This is a genomic window from Westiellopsis prolifica IICB1 (genome assembly GCF_004323185.1).
Taxonomy (GTDB): domain Bacteria; phylum Cyanobacteriota; class Cyanobacteriia; order Cyanobacteriales; family Nostocaceae; genus Pelatocladus; species Pelatocladus prolificus_A.
The window spans coordinates 223,947-247,589 of sequence record NZ_NAPS01000001.1; the positions used below are offsets into that span (position 1 = coordinate 223,947).

The 23,643-nt window shown below is 39.4% G+C and carries 21 protein-coding genes and 1 pseudogene; 12 read left to right on the plus strand and 10 right to left on the minus strand.

Annotated elements, in window-relative coordinates; all coding sequences use genetic code 11:
• Together B4U84_RS00960 and B4U84_RS00965 are read right to left on the minus strand one after the other, a co-directional pair.
• A partial coding sequence (locus B4U84_RS00960; RefSeq protein WP_131118639.1) for a tetratricopeptide repeat protein occupies positions 1-3,261 on the minus strand: 3,261 nt, incomplete at its 3' end.
• A gap of 40 nt (positions 3,262-3,301) precedes the next feature.
• A complete protein-coding gene (locus B4U84_RS00965; protein WP_131115061.1) occupies positions 3,302-4,606 on the minus strand; it encodes a P-loop NTPase fold protein in 1,305 nt (434 codons plus the stop codon).
• Between the two features lie 171 nt (positions 4,607-4,777).
• Here B4U84_RS00965 and B4U84_RS00970 point away from each other — a divergent pair, with 171 nt between their 5' ends.
• Positions 4,778-5,524: an SIMPL domain-containing protein gene (locus B4U84_RS00970; protein ID WP_131115063.1), complete on the plus strand. Its 747-nt coding sequence runs from the start codon at positions 4,778-4,780 to the stop codon at positions 5,522-5,524.
• A gap of 96 nt (positions 5,525-5,620) precedes the next feature.
• On the opposite strand, the gene B4U84_RS00975 is transcribed toward B4U84_RS00970, so the two are convergent.
• The gene (locus B4U84_RS00975) at positions 5,621-5,983 is read right to left on the minus strand and encodes a single-stranded DNA-binding protein (RefSeq protein WP_017312453.1); all 363 of its coding nucleotides are present in this window, start codon (positions 5,981-5,983) and stop codon (positions 5,621-5,623) included.
• Between the two features lie 370 nt (positions 5,984-6,353).
• Between B4U84_RS00975 and B4U84_RS00980 the strand changes: the two genes are divergently transcribed.
• The 4 genes from B4U84_RS00980 (at position 6,354) to ribD (ending at position 10,162) form a co-directional block, all read left to right on the plus strand.
• Positions 6,354-7,361, plus strand: coding sequence for a rod shape-determining protein (locus B4U84_RS00980; protein WP_017312452.1), 1,008 nt, complete (start codon positions 6,354-6,356; stop codon positions 7,359-7,361).
• A gap of 77 nt (positions 7,362-7,438) precedes the next feature.
• A complete protein-coding gene (gene mreC / locus B4U84_RS00985) occupies positions 7,439-8,227 on the plus strand; it encodes a rod shape-determining protein MreC (protein WP_017312451.1) in 789 nt (262 codons plus the stop codon).
• Positions 8,228-8,314: 87 nt separating this feature from the next.
• Entirely contained in the window at positions 8,315-8,935 is a 621-nt protein-coding gene (mreD, locus tag B4U84_RS00990; protein ID WP_131115065.1) for a rod shape-determining protein MreD, read from the plus strand.
• A gap of 93 nt (positions 8,936-9,028) precedes the next feature.
• Positions 9,029-10,162, plus strand: coding sequence for a bifunctional diaminohydroxyphosphoribosylaminopyrimidine deaminase/5-amino-6-(5-phosphoribosylamino)uracil reductase RibD (ribD, locus tag B4U84_RS00995; RefSeq protein WP_017312448.1), 1,134 nt, complete (start codon positions 9,029-9,031; stop codon positions 10,160-10,162).
• A 194-nt stretch (positions 10,163-10,356) separates the two neighbouring features.
• Here ribD and B4U84_RS01000 read toward each other — a convergent pair whose 3' ends face one another.
• Together B4U84_RS01000 and B4U84_RS01005 are read right to left on the minus strand one after the other, a co-directional pair.
• Positions 10,357-10,575, minus strand: coding sequence for a hypothetical protein (locus B4U84_RS01000; RefSeq protein WP_017312447.1), 219 nt, complete (start codon positions 10,573-10,575; stop codon positions 10,357-10,359).
• A 341-nt stretch (positions 10,576-10,916) separates the two neighbouring features.
• Positions 10,917-12,008 carry a nucleotidyltransferase domain-containing protein gene (locus B4U84_RS01005; RefSeq protein ID WP_131115067.1) on the minus strand — a complete coding sequence of 364 codons (1,092 nt, stop codon included), beginning with the start codon at positions 12,006-12,008 and terminating at the stop codon, positions 10,917-10,919.
• Between the two features lie 987 nt (positions 12,009-12,995).
• Between B4U84_RS01005 and rplU the strand changes: the two genes are divergently transcribed.
• Positions 12,996-13,403 carry a 50S ribosomal protein L21 gene (rplU, locus tag B4U84_RS01010; RefSeq protein ID WP_026082077.1) on the plus strand — a complete coding sequence of 136 codons (408 nt, stop codon included), beginning with the start codon at positions 12,996-12,998 and terminating at the stop codon, positions 13,401-13,403.
• Positions 13,404-13,447: 44 nt separating this feature from the next.
• A complete protein-coding gene (gene rpmA / locus B4U84_RS01015; RefSeq protein WP_016861040.1) occupies positions 13,448-13,726 on the plus strand; it encodes a 50S ribosomal protein L27 in 279 nt (92 codons plus the stop codon).
• Positions 13,727-13,761: 35 nt separating this feature from the next.
• Here rpmA and B4U84_RS01020 read toward each other — a convergent pair whose 3' ends face one another.
• Entirely contained in the window at positions 13,762-14,214 is a 453-nt protein-coding gene (locus tag B4U84_RS01020) for a hypothetical protein (protein ID WP_017312444.1), read from the minus strand.
• Positions 14,215-14,457: 243 nt separating this feature from the next.
• On the opposite strand from B4U84_RS01020, the gene cruF reads away from it, so the two are divergent.
• Positions 14,458-15,366 carry a gamma-carotene 1'-hydroxylase CruF gene (gene cruF / locus B4U84_RS01025; RefSeq protein WP_017312443.1) on the plus strand — a complete coding sequence of 303 codons (909 nt, stop codon included), beginning with the start codon at positions 14,458-14,460 and terminating at the stop codon, positions 15,364-15,366.
• Positions 15,367-15,509: 143 nt separating this feature from the next.
• Complete coding sequence (cruG, locus tag B4U84_RS01030) at positions 15,510-16,700, plus strand: 2'-O-glycosyltransferase CruG (RefSeq protein ID WP_044450268.1); 1,191 nt, start codon at positions 15,510-15,512, stop codon at positions 16,698-16,700.
• A gap of 56 nt (positions 16,701-16,756) precedes the next feature.
• Here the strand turns inward: cruG and rnhA are convergent, their stop codons facing one another.
• Positions 16,757-17,671, minus strand: coding sequence for a ribonuclease HI (rnhA, locus tag B4U84_RS01035; RefSeq protein WP_044450269.1), 915 nt, complete (start codon positions 17,669-17,671; stop codon positions 16,757-16,759).
• Positions 17,672-17,864: 193 nt separating this feature from the next.
• Entirely contained in the window at positions 17,865-18,389 is a 525-nt protein-coding gene (locus B4U84_RS01040) for a hypothetical protein (protein WP_017312440.1), read from the minus strand.
• Positions 18,390-18,956: 567 nt separating this feature from the next.
• On the opposite strand from B4U84_RS01040, the gene B4U84_RS01045 reads away from it, so the two are divergent.
• Complete coding sequence (locus B4U84_RS01045; RefSeq protein WP_017312439.1) at positions 18,957-19,403, plus strand: VOC family protein; 447 nt, start codon at positions 18,957-18,959, stop codon at positions 19,401-19,403.
• A 55-nt stretch (positions 19,404-19,458) separates the two neighbouring features.
• Here the strand turns inward: B4U84_RS01045 and B4U84_RS30240 are convergent, their stop codons facing one another.
• On the minus strand, positions 19,459-19,635 hold the full coding sequence (locus B4U84_RS30240; RefSeq protein ID WP_165490222.1) for a hypothetical protein: 177 nt from the start codon (positions 19,633-19,635) through the stop codon (positions 19,459-19,461).
• A 142-nt stretch (positions 19,636-19,777) separates the two neighbouring features.
• Here B4U84_RS30240 and B4U84_RS01050 point away from each other — a divergent pair.
• Both B4U84_RS01050 and B4U84_RS01055 read left to right on the plus strand, forming a co-directional pair.
• Positions 19,778-20,095: pseudogene (locus B4U84_RS01050) on the plus strand (IS607 family transposase); the annotation flags it as partial.
• A complete protein-coding gene (locus B4U84_RS01055; RefSeq protein WP_044450271.1) occupies positions 20,096-21,181 on the plus strand; it encodes an RNA-guided endonuclease InsQ/TnpB family protein in 1,086 nt (361 codons plus the stop codon).
• A 144-nt stretch (positions 21,182-21,325) separates the two neighbouring features.
• Here the strand turns inward: B4U84_RS01055 and B4U84_RS01060 are convergent, their stop codons facing one another.
• Positions 21,326-22,984 carry a purple acid phosphatase family protein gene (locus tag B4U84_RS01060; RefSeq protein ID WP_131115069.1) on the minus strand — a complete coding sequence of 553 codons (1,659 nt, stop codon included), beginning with the start codon at positions 22,982-22,984 and terminating at the stop codon, positions 21,326-21,328.
• Between the last annotated feature and the right edge of the window lie 659 nt (positions 22,985-23,643).

Consider the following 23,643-nt stretch of genomic DNA (forward strand, 5'->3'; position numbering starts at 1 on the left):
TTCTCGATAGCAATCACCCAGCCAGTACCACTGATTAGCTACATTATTATCTTTACCTAATTTTTGATATAGTTCGCGGCTTTGTTGATAGTAATTAATTGCTAACTCATATTTTCCCCAATTTTGATAAGTTCTACCTATATGAAACAAAGCCAATGATTCATCTTGAAATTTCTTTATCTCTCTGGTAATAGTCAGCATTTGCTGAAAACAATCTAAAGCCTGCTCATACTTGCCATGTAACCTATGACAAACACCTCGATTTTGCCAAAAAATGAGAAAAGCCGATGGTTCAATATATCGAGCTAGTTTTTCAAAACATTCTTGATAAGAATCAATCGCTTTATCAAATGCTTCTTTTTCTTGATAAGAGGTAGCCAAAGACCAAGCAATATAAGGACTGATATGGCTATCTAACTTATCTTTTATCAATTCAAAAATCTCAATAGCTTTATCATATTTATCTTTCCGTACATAAGACATTGCCGTGATAAAGTTTAATGCTTTTTGACAACTTTCATCAGTGTTATAATTCTGACGACTATTTTCAAGAGCAGGTGTCATTTCGTCACCTAGTTCTTGAACCAAATCTCTCATACTGCAAAACAGTGAAGGCTCTAATTGGTTAACAATCTCTGTCACACAATCAACTAATCCTGCTGATTCACCACAAGCAACATAAAGAATAGCAGTTCTTGCCTTGACTCGAATTTCTTCAGACAGTGTTGAGTCGTTAGCTGCTTGTTTCAATAAATCTATAACTTCACCTTTTTGATAAAACAATTCAATTTTACGTAGCAATCTTAGTAATTGCTTAGTTGTATCATCCTCAAAATCGGCTTCTATTCCAAGATAGGTAATAACTAACTTGTGGATTGGTTTTTTGCGAATCACAATACTATTAATTTCAACTTCTGCAATCACCTGTCCTGCAAACAGTAAATCTCTCAGCTTGAATTCTACTTCTTTCAAGCTGCTTGCTGATTCATCCTCCTTCAAATAGAGGATAACAGCATCATCAGATGTAGGATTTTTAATTTTTATCTCACCATGTTGCAGCACAGGTTGATAATTTTCCAAATTAACAAACAACTTCTCCGCTAACTTCTTAAATTGCGTAGAAAAATGACTTCCGTAATATCCCAAAGCTAGTAAAAGCGGCTCATTCCAACGTGGCTCGTAAAGATGTTTCTGAATTAGTTCCAATATCTCACTTTGGTCATTATCCGCAATATAACGTGCAGCAAAATACTCTTCAAATGTTAGATGCATAAAGCCGTAAACCCCAGGTGTTCTTTCTACAAATAAACCTGTGGTTTCCCGCACTTTCCGTAAAAACTCCCCTACTGCTTGACCTACCGAGTCTGATTCGGGTTCTGTATCGTTTAATTCTGCCAGCTTGACTGCTAATTTCTCCTCCACTTCCGCCTGCGTTACCAAACCGGAAGGCTTCTCCTCATGCATCCAATACGCTAGAGGTGCTAAAAGTTCTACAACCTCGGTTTCTTTTAACACCACCCTTGGCGCATCGGGTAATTTCTTACTGAGTTGCCAATCTTCCGTCAAAGTTTGCACAGCCAACTCGTACAGTTTCACGCGACGGTTAGGTAGGCGTTCTCCGTTACGGTGAATCAGCGCCAAAATAGTTAAAAGCAGAGGGTTTGCCGTTAACCGTTTCACACCCTCGTTGTCTTCAATTGCTTGTAAAATGTGCCGCGCCTGCTCATCTCCTCTCTTTTGCCATTGCTCCTCGCTAGCATCTGGCTGCTGTCCTTTTTCAACTGTTCGACACCAGCGATACAGGAACCGTTCTACCTGTTCGCTGTCCATATCTTCAATAGTAAACTCCGCAAACCGACTACTGAGTTGCACATCGCGGTAGCCAGCAATACGGCTGGTAATAACGAATTTGTTAGTGGGGAACATATCAACAAACTTGTTAATTCGTTCTACAATCTGTTTGCGGCTTTCTTGGTCAAATACCTCATCTAATCCATCCAATAGCATCAAGCACTGTCCTTGATGCATTGCATCCAAGAGCAACGCCACCACCTCGGTTCCTATTTCTACCTCTGCTTGAAAATAAGCTTCCCACTGGCGGTAAAATTGACACAGATATTCAACTAAAGTTAACTCAGGTTGTTGTTTTAATTTTTCTGCATAATCAGCAATGCGGAAGAAAACAGGTAACAAGGTTTTACCTAACTCTTTCTTCTTTTGATTCCCATTTACAAAATTATTTGCACTATTATCGTTGTTTTTATTCCCGGCTACATTATTATCAATATCATCGTCATCAACAATAATTGTTTCCAAATGGTCTCTTTTTGCCGTTGCAAAATGCAGTGCTAAATAACGCAGGAGAGTAGTTTTTCCTGCACCAGGAGCGCCTAAAATCACGCTATAGCAATTCTCTCGCACTGCCTCGGATAAATCTACCTTTTGCGTAACCTTTTTACTACTGGAAACTGATACTGATATTGATTCTTCAAACAGTGGTTCATAATAGCAGGGTTCATCCCAATCATCGTGACTAGAACCCATTCCCTTCAATTTACTACTGCTCTGAACTTGACGTACAGTCGCCACTTCAAGTTCGCTTTGGCTGCGTTCGTTCATATCTGTAACTTGTTGTCGCCATTGTGCTTGCAGGGAAACATAAATCTGGTCGAGAAAAATATCAACTTGGCGATTTACCTGCATCACACCGCTCATTTTTAGATAAGAATTCTCAGCAATTAACCAATCTAAATAGGGATAAAGTAAAGGATTGCGTGTTTCAAATTCCACAACCTTTTCTCGCCAATCCCAAAAATCTGGCGCACGCTGACGAAATTCATCTAAAAAATCTGCTTTATTCAGCCAAAAAATCAGTACTAAATTTATCCCAAATAACTCTTCTCTTCCCAAATTCAACTTTTTCATTTCTGTTACTAAGCGCGATTTCGGTAATAGATCAATTCCAAATGCCATTACCAATTTGCGCCCAGTTTGCGTATTTTGCTGCTTATGATCATCTAAGCTATACAGAAAATTATGGAAGGAGTTTTGACTATAAAAAAAGTTATCAATTTCAAAATTTTGTTCGCTGATTGCTAAAGATTCTTTTAGCTGTTTCACAACTGGATGTTGGGGACTACTTTCAGGTGCAATGGCAAAAATAATTGTCGTGCCGCTAGAAATTTCCAATACACTGACTAATTTCTTTAATTCTGCTTTGTCAGCTTCTCTTAAAGAGTAATTGGAGTCGGGAGAAAGCATATGCAATACCAGCTTCTAATTGATAATTGTTGATAGGAAGTCAGGCTTTAGTGTTATTAGCTGCTTGCCAGCGTTCTAAATCCTCTATCAAAATAGGATTAATATCAAACCAAGACTCTTGCTTTGAGTTGTAATAACCTAAGACTAATTTATTTTGTAAAAGTTCATCACAAATAATAAACTCACCTCTACCAGGTAAGCTGTGTGTCTTCGTCGTTAGTTTGCCAGTACAGTGAATTAAATCAAGTTCGAGATAGTGGTAATCGTTTAAATTATATTCTTTACGAACATCTCTAACTGCCTCTTTTGCTATTTCTAAATCTACTAAATTTAATCTATTTCGCAACCCAATTTCACAAGCAGTACGTGCTAATCTCATTAAATCTCGCATCACACCACCGCTTTTTTCACAAATTAGATCCAACGCATCAGGATTAAATAAACCCTTGTGGCTATCACCTAAACAATTAAGACGTTTGTTAATTACATTAATGAGAATTTTTCTACCATTGAAATTAGATTTACTTGTTGGGCATAAATTTTCATCACATTCAAAAACCGGAGGATTATTTAAATCTAGGCATTTTTGAAAGCTTTCCATTGGCTGACGAAAGTTCGGAGAATATCGCAAGGCAATGGGAATAGAATAGATAATATGACAGTTTAACTCTGTTAGTAGCGAACTAGAAAACATCTCCAAAGCCGTGCCAAATTCATGCCGATCCAAACCATCAACAATAATCAGTAACTTTTGTCGTGTTTCTTTTTCTGCTGCGTCTATAATGTTATTAACTCGGTTAATGATCTCACTTAATAAAGGTCGAATATTAAGAGCTTTTGTGACTTCTCTGGTTAAACCACGTTTGAGAATTATACCTGCTTTCTCGATAAAATCAGGCATTTTTAAGCCTTCGGAATGGCTACCTTTATCCTGATAAACTACAGTTTCCAGACTACTTTGCAAAGCTTCTAGTAACTTATCTTTTTTAAATAACCAATTAGACTTAATAGCTTGACGTGCAATTTCTAACCCTATTAATACTACTACTTCTGCATAGCCAATATTGTAACGATCCAACGCCATTTGTGTATCTATCCAGATAACCTTATGACTATCATCTAACCTTTGTTGCAGTCGCCGCAGTTCTGTAGTTTTCCCCCCACCCCGATGACCTGCTAGTAAAAATTTTGCTGGATCATCTTCCATTACCAATAAGCTAACAAGCTTATCTACAGGACTATTCTCTCTCTGAACATAAAAATTTTGCAGTTTTTCAGGTGTAGCAAGAGGTTCTTCTGGCTTGAATAACTGGTAGGCAGTTGTCCAAAAATTGGTATTGCTCATGCTAAAAGTAAGGCTATGTTCTAAATAATACTTTTTAGTATTAGTATATATAATAGATAGGCTGCAAGCATTACTACACAGGATTATCTTAAAGTTTTGATATCAAAGTGTTACTTCCAAACAAATAACAACTAACAATTAGCAAAAAATAATTTCGAGGAGTGAAATCTGATGCATAAACCCGCTTGGTTGGGTTCTCAGTTATTAACTGGGAACTTATGGAAGACTTTATTTTTAGGTGTACTTGTGTGTGTCACCTTTTCCCAGCCTGTGCTAGCACAAGAGAAACAAAGGATGTTACGCACTCTCACAGTTACTGGTCGTGGGGTAGAAGCAATTCCTGCTACTCTAGCTCAAGTGATATTAGGTGTAGAGATACAGGCTAAAACAGCCCAGGAAGCACAACAAGAGGCTGCTCGCAGGTCATCCGCTGTGGTAGCATTGCTCAAGAGCCGTAATGTGGATAAATTACAAACTACTGGCATTACTCTTAATGCAGTATATAGTTATAAAGATAACATTCAGCGTTTGACTGGTTATAGTGCTAGTAATACTGTGAGTTTCCGTATAGGTACTGACAAAGCTGGTTCGTTGTTAGATGAAGCCGTCAAAGCTGGTGCAACGCAGATTAATGGTATTAGTTTTGTAGCTACTGATGAGGCGATCGCACAAGCCCAAAAGCAAGCACTCAAAGAAGCTACCCAAGAGGCTCAACAGCAAGCTGATGCTGTTTTTAGTGCTTTAGATTTCCAGCGTAAAGAAGTAGTGAACATTCAAGTTAACGGTGCAAGCACTACACCACCACCGCCACGTCCTATGATGAGTGCAGAAGTAGCAAAGGTAGGAGGTGCTTCCACCCCTGTTGAAGGTGGTGAACAGCAGGTAGAAGCATCGGTGACGTTGGAAATTAGTTATTAGTCAAGGGTCAAGGGTCAAGGGTCAAGGGTCAATTTGGAATTTTCTAGACTCTGAACTCTGAACAATGGACTCTTGACGATGGACTCTTGACCAATATTAAAAATTATCAGGATTATGATCCATCATCTCTGCTTCATCCCGCTTGGAACCTAGTAAATCTAGTTGATCTACTCTAATTACTGGGGAAGAACGCAAAGCGCCGGTGGTGCGATCGTTCCAAGTGTCAAACTTTAGGGAACCTTTGACTCCGATCAAACTTCCTTTACGCACAAACCGACCGGCGATTTCCGCAGTATTTCCCCATAGTTCCAAGTTAAACCAATCAGGTTCATCACTACTGCGCGATCGCCGCCTCACTGCCAGTGTTAATTTACATTTGACACTACCACTATCTTCAAAATACTTCATATCTGGGTCGCCGCCTACACGACCAACTAGGGTGACGATATTAATACTCATGGTTATTGCCTTTCAGTACAAAAGTACTCATCACACAATGATTTTTATGATAACTAAAATTATCAAGCCATAAAAACTATGTTAAATAATTAACAATTATAATTACTGACTATAATGATAAAAATTACTCTTTTTTCATTACAAAAGCGTACGGATATGCGCCTACGATCAGAGAATATAAAACAGTAGTAGCAACTAATAAACAAAAGATTCCCAAAACTTATACAAAATATAGTCTGCTTTACTAGACTGCGGTCAAAAAAAGTAATAGAATCCTGCACAATTCTCTCTCACGTTAGTAGTCAAAAGTATCGAAATAGGGGGCAAAAAACGCGTGGGCCTTTTCAGTAAGTTTTCCTTATCGCGAGATATGGGTATCGACCTCGGTACCGCCAATACCCTAGTGTATGTATCTGGTAAAGGTATTGTTCTTCAAGAACCATCAGTAGTTGCCATCGATCAAAACGAAAAGGTAGCACTGGCGGTAGGAGAAGATGCCAAAAAAATGCTTGGTCGAACACCTGGAAATGTGATTGCTCTGCGCCCCTTGCGCGATGGCGTAATTGCTGATTTCGATACAGCCGAACTCATGCTCAAAAGTTTTATACAGCGTGTCAATGAGGGTAAATCACTAGTACTACCCCGAATTGTCATCGGTATACCCAGTGGTGTCACAGGTGTAGAAAGACGAGCTGTCATGGATGCAGCTACACAAGCAGGTGCCAGAGAAGTTTACTTAATAGACGAACCTGTTGCAGCAGCGATTGGAGCGGGATTACCCGTAGCCGAACCAACTGGCAACATGATCATTGATATTGGTGGTGGTACTACAGAAGTAGCAGTACTGAGTCTTCAGGGTACAGTACTGAGTGAATCAGTCCGTATTGCCGGAGATGAACTGACAGAATCAATTATGCAGTATATGAAGAAAGTTCATAACCTGGTCATCGGGGAACGTACTGCTGAGGATATTAAGATTCGTATTGGTTCGGCCTATCCGATTCACGATGAAGATGATTTGATGATGGAAGTCCGAGGTTTACACTTACTTTCTGGTTTACCACGTACTGTAACCATCAAAGGAGCCGAAATTCGTGAAAGTATGTCAGAACCGCTATCAGTAATCATTGAAGCTGTGAAGCGGACTCTGGAACGTACACCTCCAGAACTAGCAGCAGACATCATTGACCGAGGCATTATGCTAGCAGGAGGCGGCGCTTTGCTAAAAGGACTAGATACCTTAATTAGCCATGAAACCGGGATTGTAACCCACGTTGCTGCCGATCCCCTATGCTGTGTTGTATTGGGTACAGGTCGTGTTTTAGAAAATTTCAAACAGCTAGAACGAGTTTTTAGTGGACGTTCCCGGAACATGTAATCAAAATAAACAATCCAAGAATTGGGTTGGTAAATAATTCAATGTTGTTAATATTATACGGCTAGATAAAGGTATATATGTTTACAGCGCGTCGCTGGTGGGAGCATAAAGGATTCCACATTGGGCTACTGTCTCTAATAGTTGGTGGAGCTTGGGTACTTAGACAAACTCAAGGAGCTTTGTTACTGGAAATTTATCAGGGCGTTACCAGCCAGTTCCAGATTTTGCAGCCAGGATCAACTCCAGAAGAACGGTTGAAAGATTCTCGTGTATTAGAATTAGAAGCCCAAATTACAGAATTAGAAAACCAGAATAAAAAGCTACAACAGTTGTTGGGTTACGTTGAAAAAGAGCAACTGTCATCGCGTCCAATCCCAGCACGAGTGGTCGGACGGAGTGCGGACAATTGGTGGCAACAAGTAATTATCAACCGGGGTAGTCAGGCGGGAATTCAAGAAGGTTTTGTAGTCAAGGCTGAAGGTGGCTTAGTCGGTCTAGTAGAAAATGTCACTCCTAATACTAGCCGCGTGTTATTAATCAGTGACATGAAAAGTAAGGTGGGTATAAGTATTAGCCGTACTGGAGCGAAGGGAGTTTTGCGGGGTGATGCTTCCGCAGAAGCAGTACTGGAGTTTTATGAAAAAGTTCCCAACGTTAAACCTGGTGATGTAATTGTTACATCGACTTATAGCCAAAAGTTTCCCTCTGGTTTGGCAATCGGAAGAATTAAATCTTTAGATTTAAAGAAACTGCCAGCATCCGTGGCGAAAGTAGAACTATTTCCACCAATTCGTTCTTTGGATTGGGTAACTGTATATCCCAAACCAGAAAATCCACAACTAGAAAATCCACAATCACAAAAATAAGGGTGTAGACGCCCTTTAAACGGATTACATTAGGGGTGAATTTTATATGTATTTTTGTGTAGTTTGCACATGAGTGTTTAATAAAAAATGAAAATTCCTGGATTTCGGGGTGGCAGGCAAAATAAGCCAAGATCGCGATCGCGAAAATCTATAATTAAAATCAACCCGATTTCACGTTGGCATCCCCGCCTGCGACTACTGGTAAATTGGGCTGTGATTTTTGGATCTGTGCTTTTCTGCTTGCTGATGCTGCTGACTCGTCTTCCTGGCATGGAACTATTAGGTATTGGTCCTAATTGGTTATTAATTTGGGTGGTAGCTTGGAGTGTGAAACGTACAGCTTTCCAAGGCGTATTCGCGGGCATAATCTTGGGTTTACTTCAAGATGCGATGACATCACCCGACCCCACTCATGCACTCAGTCTGGCAGTAGTAGGAGGTATCACAGCTTTGCTGCAAAAACAACGTTTTATTCAAGAAGATTTTATTTCAATCGCTTTAATTGTCTTTGGAATGGCAGTTTTGGTGGAAACAATCTTTGCTGTACAGTTGGTTTTAATGCGCGATCGCAATGCAGTAGACATCTGGAGTTATTACCAAAAGGTCGCCCTTGCCTCTGCTATAGTCAGTAGTCTCTGGGCGCCAGTGGTTTATTTTCCTCTGAATCGTTGGTGGCAACAACTCAAATTAGCCGAGCAACAATCTTAAAATAGTTAAAATCAAGTTGCTTCATTTACCACCTCTGGCAAGATAGATTAAAGCTAGAGTTGAAATATTAGGGCTTAAGAAAATTAAAAATTTGTGATTAAATCAGATTCACATCCCCAACAACAAGTATGTACTGAGTTTGACCGAACAATGATGCGACGCTGTTTGGAACTTGCCCAGCGCGCTTTGGGATGCACTTCCCCAAATCCAATGGTGGGGGCAGTGATTGTTAAAGATGGTGAAATTATTGGGGAAGGCTTTCATCCTCGTGCCGGTGAACCGCACGCAGAAGTTTTCGCACTCAAAGCAGCTGGTGCAAATGCTCATGGGGCAACTATCTATGTTAGTCTTGAACCTTGCAATCACTACGGACGCACTCCTCCTTGTTCAGAAGCATTAATTGCTGCTGGAGTGGCAAAGGTAGTAGTAGGTATGGTTGATCCCAACCCACTAGTCGGCGGTGGTGGTATTGCTAAGTTACGTGCGGCGGGTATAGAAGTAATAGTTGGAGTGGAAGAAGAAGCCTGTCGTCGGCTCAATGAAGGCTTTATTCATCGCATTCTCTACAAACGACCTTTGGGAATACTGAAATACGCTATGACATTAGATGGCAAAATAGCTACAAGCACTGGTCATAGCGCCTGGGTAACTAATCAGGAAGCTCGTAGCTTAGTACATCAATTTCGCGCTGCCTGCGATGCTGTGATCGTCGGTGGAAATACGGTCAGATTAGATAATCCCCGTTTAACTAGTCACCGACAGGGAGCGCATAATCCTTTACGGATAGTAATGAGTCGCACTCTCAATTTACCTGCACAAGCTCATCTCTGGCAAACTGAAGAAGCTCCTACCTTGGTACTAACAGATGTAGGAGCCAATGCTGTTTCTAAGGAAATGTTGCTCAAACAGGGAGTAGAAGTAATAGAAATATCACCACTGACACCAGAACAAGTGATGTCTTACCTCTACGAACGGGGTTTTTGTAGCGTGCTGTGGGAATGTGGTGGAACTCTGGCAGCTAATGCGATCGTTCAAGGAGCAGTACAGAAAATTTTAGCATTCATTGCTCCAAAAATAATTGGTGGTAGCGATGCTCCGACACCTGTTGGTGATTTGGGTTTCACCACTATGACTGAAGCATTGTCTTTGGAACGTGTTGAGGTGCGTGTGGTGGGAGCAGATTGTTTAATAGAAGGATATTTACCTCAAAAAGTCATTAGTCATTAGTCATTAGTCATTTGTTATTAGTTATTAGTTATTAGTCATTTGTTCTTGGTTTTTACTGGAAAGAAAGTATAGGGTGTAGGAAAGAAACCTTGAGTATTGATACACTTAGCTTATATCCAATGAACAATGACTATTGTACAGACGCGATAAATCGCGTCTACCAATGACCGATGACACTTGACCAATAGCTATTTTCATGAATATTGACGTTCATTAGCAAGATCACGAATGAGGGGTAGCCGAGATTGAATGTAGTCACACAGAAAGTCTGTTTCTTGGCAATCTAGCAAAGCTTGGGTTTTGGTTTGCTTAACCAACCACTGGACTAAGCTAGCATCATCTAATTGCAATAGCGTCTTTGTTTGGGTCGTTTCAATTACAGACCAGACCTGACGCATAATTTTCGGAGTCATTAGACCTCCATTTTGTCATAATGTCAGTTGTCTTCAGGATACACAATTTAGATTGCAACTTCCGGTATTAGCCAACAACCTGAAATAAGTGTTATTACAAACTTAATAATTTGATTCATAACTTGATGAAGATTAAGAATAAAGATATTGCAGTGCTTGTTTAACAGAAATTAACCTAATTCATATTTGAATGTATTTTCAATCATTCATGTTGCTCATAAGTCATAGAGACTCTGAAATTTTTGTTTTAAATTCTATAGACACATAATGACTTTTAGTTAAAGTGGTCTTCACTACAGAATAACAAAAATTTAAAATATTTAACTAGTAATTTTCTACTTCTAATCCCATCCCTGCATTTCTACTAATTTTATACACAATGCGTTAATTTGATCTATGTCAGGTTTGTTAGGTAATGTTGATTCTTCATATACCTTTTGCATCTCAGTCATTAAATCTTCTGCCATTTTCATTACTTGTTCATAAGAATAATCTCCTTCGCGAATTGCTTTTAACTCATCAATATCCCCAGCTATTCTTCTATCTACTATTAGTTCTCCTGTTCGTAAGATTTCTAGCCCACTACGTAATAATCTAATACAGTGCATTCCGTGTTTCAAATCAAAACCTGACTTTCGTTCCATTTCTGCTCGTACAGGATTCCTATTTTCTTGCCATGATAAATATGCTTTCCACTCTCTTAAAGCAATTTGATAGCCTTGGCTTTTCTGAAGTAGGCGAATAAAATCTTTGCGACTATTCGTTAAATTTTGAGTGTATTCTAAAGTTTCACTAGGCAATGTATATTGTTTCAATATAGCTTTAAAATCAATATCTGCTGTAAGCAAATCATATAATTCTTCTGCTTCTTCTAAATATTCAATTTTACCTTTAATCAAGTGATATAGATATTCTAAAAAAGCATTTAACTCTTCTTTGCTGAGTGGTGTTTCATCTTCTATACCAAAATCAAGTGGTAATGGTTTATTCGTTGGTGGATTTAATAACCACTTACGATGGGTTTCCATTTTTTTGATTTGAGCAAAAGCATATCCAGAATAAGTATGCTTAATCTTCTTAGTTAAGAAAATTTTTCTATGATTAATTAAATACTGTCCTACAGATGTTAAAACTGGATACTCATTCAGCCATAGCAATTCTAAGACATTGGGATTGGCTCCAGCTAATAACTGAATAATTTTTCTTAATTCATAGATGACTGTATCTTTATTTCCATCTAAAAATGAAAATATTCCTACTTCATCCCAACCACCATCTTTTTGTTCAATTCTGTCAAATCCTAAGTAATATCTTTTAGGAGCAATAAATACTCCTCGATAATCATAGTCTGAATCTGGACGATTTAAACCATATCCATGACTACCTGCTAAACCTATTAAAATACTTCTTTTTTCGACTTCTATTCTTTGCATATGTCTTTTTCGTGATAAATTTTATGGCTAATTACTATTTTTAAGTATTAATACTGATTTTATTCCGCCAGGAATTTATCGTATTTTTAAATATTTTTCCTTGAACATGTGTAAGTATAAACTACTATTGTATTTACTTTATGTATTTTTATTTAGTAATGCGAATTTATTATATTAAATTATACAAATATTAGACTGTTTGTAAGAAATCATTGCCATACTTGATGAGGAAAATTTCTCTTTGGTGAGAAGCTTTTTTATCACAAAAAATTTATTATGGCAACTTTAAAATCTTGTGTTTCTGCTTGTCGCTACTGTCGCCATTACACACCTTTAGGACAGCGTGGGGGTATGTGTAATCTGTTAAATGTGGGGGTAAAGTCTGGCTGGAAAGCTTGCTCTCTATCAATTCCATCATTCGCTCCCTGTTGGGAAAATATAGATACTGTTCATAACTGAAATTCAAAAAAACGACAAATAATATTTAAGTAAGTCGGCACAAATAAATCTAATTAATTGGGGTCATCATTTGTCATTTATCATTGGTAACGGTTGGATGCATTTTTACTTTTCGTAACTCGCGCTATATTTATTTGTGCCGACTTACTACTATCATTAGTAATTTTTATTTGTCGTTTGTTGTTGATGTTTAATACCAATTGTTTTTGAACGTGCATTTAAGTGACATCTTGCACCAATTGTAATCAGCCGAAAAATAAATTTTTGGCTCAAAGCTTAAACCCATTTTAATGGGTTCAAATCTTAGCCCGTCAGTTTTTAACCGACTTTAGCTTTTAGCCCGAATTTTAAGAAAAAGTTGATCAAATAGGCTTTGTGAAGTACACTGATAGATTGTCTGTCTAATTCCTGCTCGGATCAGGTAGACGCATTGCAAAGGCTGGCAACGATAGTTCAAAGAATGCGATCGCTCGCGTTGATTGTATACAAAAGTCAGCTACCTGTACGGCAACCCCTAAGGACAATTACATGACTTACGCAATTATTGAAACTGGCGGTAAGCAACTAAAAGTTGAACCAGGCCGCTTTTACGACATTGAACTGCTTTCTGTTCAACCCGATGAGCAAGTTAGCATAGACTCAGTTTTGCTAATACAACACAACGGTGAAGTTACTATTGGTCAGCCGTTAGTCGCAGGAGCAAAAGTAGAAGGGACTGTGATGCGACACTTGCGGGGTCGTAAAGTCCTGGTTTACAAGATGAAACCGAAAAAGAAAACCCGCAAAAAGCGCGGACATCGCCAAGAAATCACTAGGTTGATGATCAATTCCATTAGCCTTAATGGTTCTGTACTTGCTTTTGAAGCAGAAGCTACTGTAAATAGTGAAGTAGATAGCGAAGCAACAACTGATGTTGCACAAGAATCTGCTGAATAATTTGTGATTGGTTGGTTGTTGGTTGTTATTTCAAGGAGAAAATCATGGCTCATAAGAAAGGAACAGGTAGTACACGAAACGGTCGTGACTCAAATGCTCAACGACTGGGTGTCAAACGCTATGGTGGTGAAGCTGTTCGCGCTGGTAATATTCTGGTGCGTCAGCGTGGTACTAAATTTCACCCTGGTAATAATGTCGGAATTGGTAGCGACGACACTCTGTTCGCTCTCGTTGATGGTGTCGTAACATTTGAACGCAAGGGTAAAACTCGTAAAAAAGTTAGCGTTTATCCTGCTGTGACTGAAGCGGTTGCTGCATCTTAGATTTAATAATTTTAGGGTGGGTGTTGCTACTCGCCCTAATTTGAAAGAATCAAACCATATTGCGACATCAACTTTTCTACTAATGCACCAAGTGCTAAACCTGTGAAAGAAAAAGTAGTTGTGATCAAAAAGATTTGAGCTTGGTTAAAACCTGCGACGAGAAAATCTATTCTCACCAATATAGCCGCAGCAATCATAACTAAAATATCAAGAAAGAGTCGAAAACGCGCAAGAATGAGAAAGAATAAAAAAGCCCCTAATACGGTGACTCCGAAGGACTTGATATTTGATCTAAACAAACTTACAGAATAGTCACTCACTTTTGAGAAAGGAATAGTCAAGCTGGAAATAAAAAGTACAGTAGCGATCGCAAATACCAGCCATAATATAGGCTGAGTTTTTGATCGTGCAAGTAACCAGCCAAAAATGATATAGGTAAGCAACAGCAGTGTTAAAGAAAGCCAGGGTAGTCTTTTCAAAAATGGCATGAGGTAAGTTGTGATTGCCAGAGTAGCCAGCGAAGCTTCATACTCAGCAGAGTCAAAATTCTAATATAACCAGATTTTCTTACTTGTTTTGTTTGTAATCAATAGGCGATAATGCTCTGCCTCAAAACTATTCAGTAATTTAATAGAATATTTACATCAAAATTAAGTTATATATATCCTTAAAGATTTGTAAACTGTTAGCAGTTATGTAGCCACGTGTCACATCTTGATTCAGGAAATATCATGAAACAACTTGTTATCGCTGAACGCGTGTGCCTCATTGGTCATATTGTATCAATGGTGTTTGGACTAGTAGGAATATTACTGGTCGTTCCTCACGCTGAAATAATTTTGAATTTAGCCGAGTTTGGACAAACCGCCATGCAATGGAGTATGGCTGGAGGCGGCGTAGTTTATATGATTTTGGGAGCAGCAGCAGTTTCTTTGTATGCTTATAGAACACTAGGGTTAGGTTTGTGGCTCTCGTTTCTGCTGCCATCAGTGTTAATTTCTTTAAGCAGTGAATTACTAGGAACTAGTACTGGCTTTCCTTTTGGTCATTACAGCTACTTAAGTGGCTTGGGTTATAAAATTGGCGGTTTAGTACCTTTTACTATTCCTTTGTCTTGGTTTTACGTAGGATTTGTATCTTACCTCCTGGGGCGTGCTGGTTTAGAGGTTGACAAAAAACCTAGTTTATGGCGTCATTTGGGTGCGATCGCTTTGGGTGCTTTGTTGCTCACTTCCTGGGACTTTGTACTAGATCCAGCCATGAGCCAAACATCTCTACCTTTTTGGTATTGGCAGAAACCAGGAGCCTTTTTTGGTATGCCTTATCAAAACTTTGCTGGATGGATTGGTACTGGTTCAGTATTTATGACGGTGGCTGCATTATTGTGGCGAAATACACCGATAAAATTAGAGCGATCGCAACTTAATCTACCTTTAATTGTTTATCTCAGCAACTTTGGCTTTGCTACAGTCATGAGTTTAGCGGCTGGTTTTTCCATACCAGTCTTACTAGGCTTATTCTTGGGTGCAGCGCCGGCTGTAGTTTTATGGTGGAAGACTCAAAGTACATCTACAGAGAATGTAGTAGAATCTGTTACCAATCAAGGGCAAATAGCTCCGGTAGAAGTTGCTCTTAAGTAAATCATCCACCGCCAGCCGAGAAAATCACGGTATGGCGGAGGAAGAATTAGCCCAAAATATTGAGTTTAAAGAATCATGATTATTTATGGGCGTTTTTCTGTTCCCTTTTAACCCTGCAATTACATTAATTCAATATTTTTACAGTGATAGACTGGTTTAGCATCATCAGTACCTTTTCGCTTTTAGTACTACTTATACAAGTCCCAGCAATAGCAATTTTACTGTCGCGCCTGCTCAAAGGACCTCTACGTCATCCCCCAGTGACACCACAAAACCCAACACCAGATATTTTAGGTAGCGTTAGTGTAGTAGTTCCCACTTTAAATGAAGCTCTTCGGATCAGTCCGCTGTTAAATGGCTTAAGTCGCCAAAGTTACGAAGTTCGGGAAATAATAGTTGTAGATAGTAATTCTCAGGATGGTACCCCTGATTTAGTCAAAGCTGCACAACAACAAGACCCCCGGTTTCGGCTGATTACTGATGATCCTTTACCTCCTACTTGGGTAGGACGTCCTTGGGCTTTACATAATGGTTTTTTACACTCTTGTGAAGCAAGTGAATGGTTTTTGGGTATGGATGCTGATACTCAACCATCACCAGGTTTAGTTGCGGGTTTGGTAAAAACGGCGATCGCACAAGGATATGATTTAATTTCTCTTTCGCCTCAATTCATCCTCAAGTACCCTGGAGAGTGCTGGCTACAACCAGCGTTGTTAATGACGTTGCTTTACAGATTCGATCCTGCTGGTATAAATACACAACAACCAGAACGAGTCATGGCTAACGGTCAATGCTTTTTATGCCGCCGTTCTGTGTTAGCTGCGGTCAGTGGTTATACGAGTGCCAAAAGTTCTTTTTGTGATGATGTCACCTTAGCTCGACACATAGCTACTTCTGGCTTTAAAGTAGGCTTTTTAGATGGATCAAAAGTCTTAAAGGTACGGATGTATGAAGGAGCAATGGAAACTTGGAAAGAATGGGGTCGCAGTCTCGATTTAAAAGATGCTTCTTCCCGCACTCAGCTATGGGCTGATTTATGGGTACTAACTTCAACTCAGGCTTTACCTATTTTGCTCATCCTCAGTTACCTATTGTTTTCCCCCCACCTCCCCTTTTCTCCTAATCCTCCTTTGGTATTACTCGGACTAAATTTATTTCTGCTGGTAGTTCGGTTTGGTATGCTGTTGGCGATCGCACCCTGTTATGATCGCACTCAATCTATGGGTGGTTGGTTGTTTTGGCTTTCCCCACTGGCTGACCCCTTAGCCGTAGTCCGAATCTTTTTATCAGCAATCAGCACTCCACGACAGTGGCGGGGAAGAAATTATCATTAATAGCTTGTGGTTGATTGTTGGTAGTGATTCCCAACAATCAACAACAAACAACACTATCAATCATCATTTTCATTGTTTAGGCGATCGCCACGTTCCAACTCCCAAAGAATTTGATTACCTTCTCGTCGGACTCGTGAAACAATCCAGTTACGCCAACGCCATTGATCACCACGACTAGTAACAGCACTAGGGTGGACATCCATTAAATCTGCTAATTCAGAACTAGTAACTAAGTAACCTTTTTCAGCAATTTCGTCAGCAATTCTTAGGGTTTCCACCAAGTTGCGGAGTTGTACTACCCTCATTTCACGAGGTAATTCTTCATGGGAGAAGGGCGTTGAATGATTCGATGTATCTGTCATATTTATTTCTGATGCAAGGGTACTGATCTCTCGTATGTTTTTGTTAATTATCATCGATTCGGGATCAGAATCAGATATGCTTGCTACCGTAATATCAGTTGATGTCTGTAAAAAATCATCAAACAAATTGATCTGAGAAATTTGTTGCAGCGATGGATTTTTTCCACTAGCAAAAGCACGAGCGATCGCATCACAGCGTTCGTTACCTTCGTTACCAGTATGACCCCGGACGTGTTGCCATTTTACCTGACGACTGTTGAGTTGCTCAAGTTGTTCCAGCAAATCTTGGTTCAGAACAGGATTACCATCTGCTTTTTTCCAGCCTTTTCTTTTCCAGGTTTTGATCCATTTAGTCACACAGTTAATCAGATACTCGCTATCTGTGTAGAGAGTAATCGGTTCAGTGTGTCCTGATGCTTTTAGGAAAGATAAAGCTGCGATCGCGGCTTGCATTTCCATTTTGTTGTTAGTGGTTTTAGCAGCAGCATCGCCTATTTCATGAACAGAACCGTCACTGAAATAGACAACAACACCCCAACCACCGGGACCTGGGTTGCCGATGCAAGCGCCATCAGTATATATACTTTGAATTGTACGTTGAGAAGACATATTGAAAATATTTTAGGCTTCCCGCAGAGTAGGAGTAATTAGCAGAGATTTTAATTAAATTCTTTAAAGTGTATCAAAACTTTGTTAATGATCAAGAGTTTTCAGCAGAATACTTCGCTTTCATTTAGCCCTAACGAATTTTATGTGGCAAAATTCCATGATTCTCTGCGCTTGACTGCGCGATCCTCTGTGTTTAATTAATCTCAATGTCAGAGTTTTCTTGAACTTCCCAACGAAAAAGCCTTGGTAATTGAGTTACATCTAACATATAGTTTCCAACCCACACAAGAATTTCTATCACTAATGTAGTTCTTACCCAAATTAATTCTTGTTCTGGGCTGATGAGTGTCCAGCCTTGATATAACTGCCAAAAACGGTAGGGCAAGTATAAATAAGGAACCATTACCCACACAACAGAATGGAACTGTCTTAAGGTCACAAATTCCGATAGTATTTGCAAGCCCAGGATCAGAAAGTAGGAAGCAAACACCATTAAAACGTCATAATAACCCCACACCACACCCCACAACAGCATTACTATTAACGGCAAAACTATACCCAGTAATTGCACTGTACCAAACCAGATTTTATACCAACCTGGAAGGACTTCAGGTAAGATCATGGGTTTTGAATGTCTCCAAGCCCAACCCACAACTACAGTGAAAGATGTCGCAACCAAGAAAAAAAGGATATTTTCTAACAATAAGTAGAGGTTCATTTTTTGTGCGATCGCCTTAGCTGTTCTTCCACAATTATGCTGGTTTTTCGAGGTTTTATAAATCGTGCTTTCCCCGTTCCCCAATCACTTACCGCTTAGACATTCAGAAGGCACTTATGCTGAGGGCAGAGGGCAGAAGGAACCCACGTTTAAAAACGTGGGATTGAAGCAAGGACGCCGTTTTTCCTCGCGCTATGCGTCTCGAAAAACATCTTTTTTTAAATGGGCTTTAAACCCATAACTAAAGTTTTTTTTCAGAGGGCAGGAGACAGAATGCCTTCAGCATAAGTGCCTCCTGCCCTCTGCCTTTCTTTGTAACATTTTCATGCCGTATTTAGAACGCAGTGTAAAAGCAGGGCAAGGTATAATTTCCTGATTTGGTACTATACATATTCTAGTTGTTAAAAAAGCTGTTATTTGCTGAAGAGTTAAGACAAAATGAAATTCAAGTTAAAGTACTAGGTTATTCACGTTACGTTTAATTAATTATCCTGAAAAAATAGTGTAAGCATTTTAGAATACTCTGTCTGAAGAAACTAAACTGCATATCTGCGAGGAAAAAAAGCAATGGCAGAGTTTCGCATCATCACTCCACACCTGACTGTTCGCGATGCTAAGGCAGCAATTGAATTTTATAAAGCAGCCTTTGGCGCTGTGGAGAAATACAGTATGCCTTCTTTGACAGGTGATGGAATTATGTTTGCCGAATTAGAAATTGGGAACTCAGTAATATTTTTAAATGATGAATTTCCTGAATATGGGCTAGAATCACCTGCAACTCTCAATGGTTCTCCTGTGACGATTCACTTGCAAGTCGATGATGCAGACGCTTGGTTTAATCGTGCCATCAGTGCAGGTGCAATAGAAACAATGCCTTTGGATGATATGTTTTGGGGCGATCGCTATGGTAGATTAGTTGATCCTTTTGGTCACTATTGGTCGATCGCTAGTCAAATAGGAGATGTATCACGAGAAGAAATGATGCGACAAGCAGCAGCAGAATTGGCTGGTTAGTCATTGGTCATTGGTCATTGGTCATTGGTCATTGGTCATTGGTCAATGCTTGGTTTTATATTTTCTCCCGTGTCCTCCTTGTCCCCGATCCCCGATCCCCATCACCTTCTAGTTGCAATGCATCTGGGAATAAAAATGGCAATCCCATTGGTTTACCATTGAGGATCGCTAATGGTGTGCGATCGCTAAACAATGTCACCGCATAACCCGCATCAACAAGACCAATACCCAAGTGCAGTCCTGCTTGTCATGCTCCAATAATTGCAATTCGTCGCATATTTTTATTTGTGTTGTTAGTTGATTGTTGTTTGGTTTCTTAAACACTTAGAATCAACTACCAAGAAATAACTTGGGATTTCGGATAAAAGGATAGGGGTTTGAACTATCAAAAGAAAGGACTTCAAAAACTGCTCAAGCGCATTATGCAAGGCGATGTTACCAGACTTGTACTGACTCACAAGGACAGATTGTTGAGATTTGGCGCTGAGTTGGTGTTTGCTATGTGTGAGGAGTTTGAAACCGAAGTGGTCATTATCAATAAGACCAATGAAGAAATCACATTTGAACAAGAATTAGTGCAGGACATGATTGAACTGATTACAGTGTTTTCAGCACGTCTATACGGTTCTAGAAGCAAGAAAAATAAAAAATTGATTGATGGTATGACTCAAGTAGTCAAGGAGGTTGGATAGATGCTGTTAGGTTTCAAAACGGAACTGAAATTGAATAACCTAAAGCGTACAGCATTTGCAAAGCATTGTGGTGTGGCTCGTCATGCTTGGAATTGGGGACTCAGTTTGACCAAACAAATCCTTGACCACAATCAAGCAAATCCCGATTCTAAGATTAAATTCCCCAGCGCTATTGACTTACATAAATGGTTAGTAGCATTGGTGAAATCTGAAAATGAATGGTATTACGAATGTTCTAAAAGTACTCCACAGCAAGCATTGATGGCGTTGCGAGAATCTTGGAAGCGCTGCTTTAATAAAACTGCTGGAGTTCCTAAGTTTAAAAAGAAAGGTAAGCATGACTCTTTCACACTTGAAGGTACAGTTAAAATCTTAGGCAACAATAAAATTCAAGTACCTGTAATTGGTGTTCTTAAAACTTATGAGCGATTACCGCAAGTATTAACCAAGTCTTGTACAATATCTCGTCAAGCTAATAGATGGTTTATCAGTTTCAGGTTTGATGTAGAACCGCAAGATTTAGGCAATACGAGTGTTGTAGGTGTCGATTTGGGTGTGAAGTCTTTGGCTACTTTTAGTACTGGCGAAGTCATTCAAGGTGCAAAGTCGTACAATAAATATAAATCAAAACTATCCAGAATGCAGTGGTTGAATCGTCATAAAATCATTGGTTCATCTAACTGGAAAAAAGCGCAATTACTAATAGCTAGATTGCATAGAAAAATCGCTAACATCCGTAAGGATACGTTGCACAAGCTCACAACATTACTAGCCAAGAACCACGGCGTAATAGTCATTGAGAATTTAAATGTGTCAGGTATGTTAGCTAATCATAAACTGGCTAAGTCTATACAAGATATGGGATTTTTCGAGTTCCGTAGACAGTTAACTTACAAATGCCAATTGTATGGTTCTAACTTGGTTGTGGTTGATAGATGGTTTCCATCCTCTAAAACTTGTTCAAGCTGTGGAACTAAAAAGGAAACACTCACCTTGAACGAGCGAGTGTTTGAATGCAATCATTGCGGTTTCGTCATTGACCGTGATTTGAACGCAGCAATCAATTTGAAGAAAATCGCCAGTTAGGCGAGGTTAGCCTGTGGACTGGTTGATGCCGACATCTCCAGGTTGAAGCAGGAAGTAAGCATCAAACTACACATGAGTAGATTGGTCTAATTGTGAGTAGTTATGAGTAGGTCTTATGTAACGGTAACGGAAAAGCTTTCTTTTTCAAAGTACGGTGTGGGATGAATGACGGTTCAAGCTAAACTCATCAAACTTAATTACCTCTGAATCTGGCTCGCGGGTATCAAAACGATAGCTGCTAACCGTACCCGTAGCTGTATCAAAGATGCTAAAAACTGTTATTTCGTTACTGCTAATATAGGGCATCGGTTGACCATTTTCAGCTAATATCGGCGCAATTGTAGGTGTGACTGGTTCTAATCCCCAGGGATCACCACTTGGCACATAATCCTGACTTTCCCAGGGTGGTAAATTTTTGCGTGTAATCTCACCGTATGCAGCACCGTAAGAATTACCGACATTGGAAGTTTCTAAAAAATGCATCCCCGATGGACTGCAAAACCGATTCCATAAATGGGAATGACCAAAAAATACTAACTGCACTTCGGCTAGTTCTAATAATGGCAGGACATCGCGAATAATATAGTCTGCTTGTTTGGGATACTCATAACGCACTGCTTGAATGTTACCAGCTTCATCCCGTTCAATGATCTGTACAGGGTCAGTATAGGCAGGGACAATATTATCACCCAAAGTATGAGGCGGATGATGCAGCATCACGACTTTATATTTGGCTTGTTTAAACTCAGGGTTGTTGAGTTCTTGTACTAACCAGTTGTATTGTTCGCTTCCTTTGGCTATTGGTTCGTAGATGTGTTGTCCGTAACCCCAATTTTCCGGATTGTTTAATTCTAGTTCTGGTTCACCGTATTTTCCTTTATAGTTACCTTCATTAGTAATGTAGCGCCACATATTGGTAGCATAAAGTACTACTAAACGCACATCACCCAAGCTGGTTGCGTAGTAAGTTTTTCTGTCAGGTAAAGTAAAAATTTCTTCGTAGGTATCGGTATTAAAAGAATTTTCTTTGAGGGATTTCTCCCCATATAATTTGAGGGCTGCTGTACGGGGAATAGTATCGTTAAATTCTTCGTTTAAGTTACCTGTTTTCCCATACCTTCCCATGATTTCGTGATTACCAATGCAAGTAAACATGGGTGCATGTTGAATAATTTCCCCGCCTGTGTAGCTTGTTTTTATACCATTATGTTCTAGTTGATAATTTGCACAGCCTTGTAAACAGGGAAAAAATGCACCACCGCGATGATCATCAAACCATTCACTGGCGCGGTCAGGAATATTCGCCAAATCACCAGCAAACCAAACTGCATCTGGTTGTCCAATTGTTTCTACAACTTTTTGTAAGTTTGCAGCTACCATCGGCTTGATTTGGTGATCAGAGGTGAGGAGAATTTTAAGTGGTGTATTGGGTACAGGAGTAGGCGCGAGGCTAAACACATCACTACTGACACTTTGATTATCTTCCCGTACACTCGTAACTTGGTAAGCAATTTTGGTGTTGGGAATTAAACCTGTTACCTCAGCTTCGTGTCTCCAGATGTGACGTAGAACAGGATGTTGATAAATTTGTCCATCTTGGGTTTGATTTGCGACTCTTGATAGTTGATCTTCACGAGTGCGGCTAAGTTTAGTTGTTGTGGCTAAAACTTTTGTCGCTAAATTTTCACCATAGAAAACTAGATGTTTGTTACCAGCAAATTCGGTAAACCACACAACTCTTACTGAATTTGGAGTTGGAAGTTGTAGAAATGGATCAGTTAATAACTGGGGTGGTGAAGCCATAGATTTTAAATTTAATATTTTCGCGAAGGGTCACGATGCTTGAATCCGCTAATTATTTCGTAATAGGTGATGATGCTGTTAAAGTTTTTAATAACCATAGGATATCATTTGTCATTTGTAGCGATCGCTGTTATGAGTACTTGAATTACTGAAATGAGAAAGCATTTTGGCATTTTGAGTGAGCAAACTGCGGTTTGCTTACTCATTTTACCGAAATGAGAAAACAAACTCCGGTTTGAGAAAACAAACTGCGGTTTGAGAAAGCATTTTGGCATTTTGAGAAAACAAACTGCGGTTTGAGAAAGCAATCTGCCATTTTGCTTGGGTATTGATTTATAAAGTAAAAATAAAATCACTAGAAGCAAAACCCTAATCTCTATGGTACTCCGTAGTTTAGGGTAGTTTATAGGAATACCCGGTATGCGTAAAACTCAGTGGCTTTAGCCCTGAGATATAAGCGACACGAGCGACTTTAGTCGCTTTCAATCTTTTTAGGTTCTGGTAGTGTGTCAATCCAATCTTCTATCAATCTTGTCATTGATTGTTCTTTTTGCTCTGCCAATAGCTTTAGCTTATTGAATCTCTTTGGAGTTGTCCTAATTCTGATATACTCGCTCTTCATATTGTTTCCTATTTGTTTCCTATCTATGAAACTATAT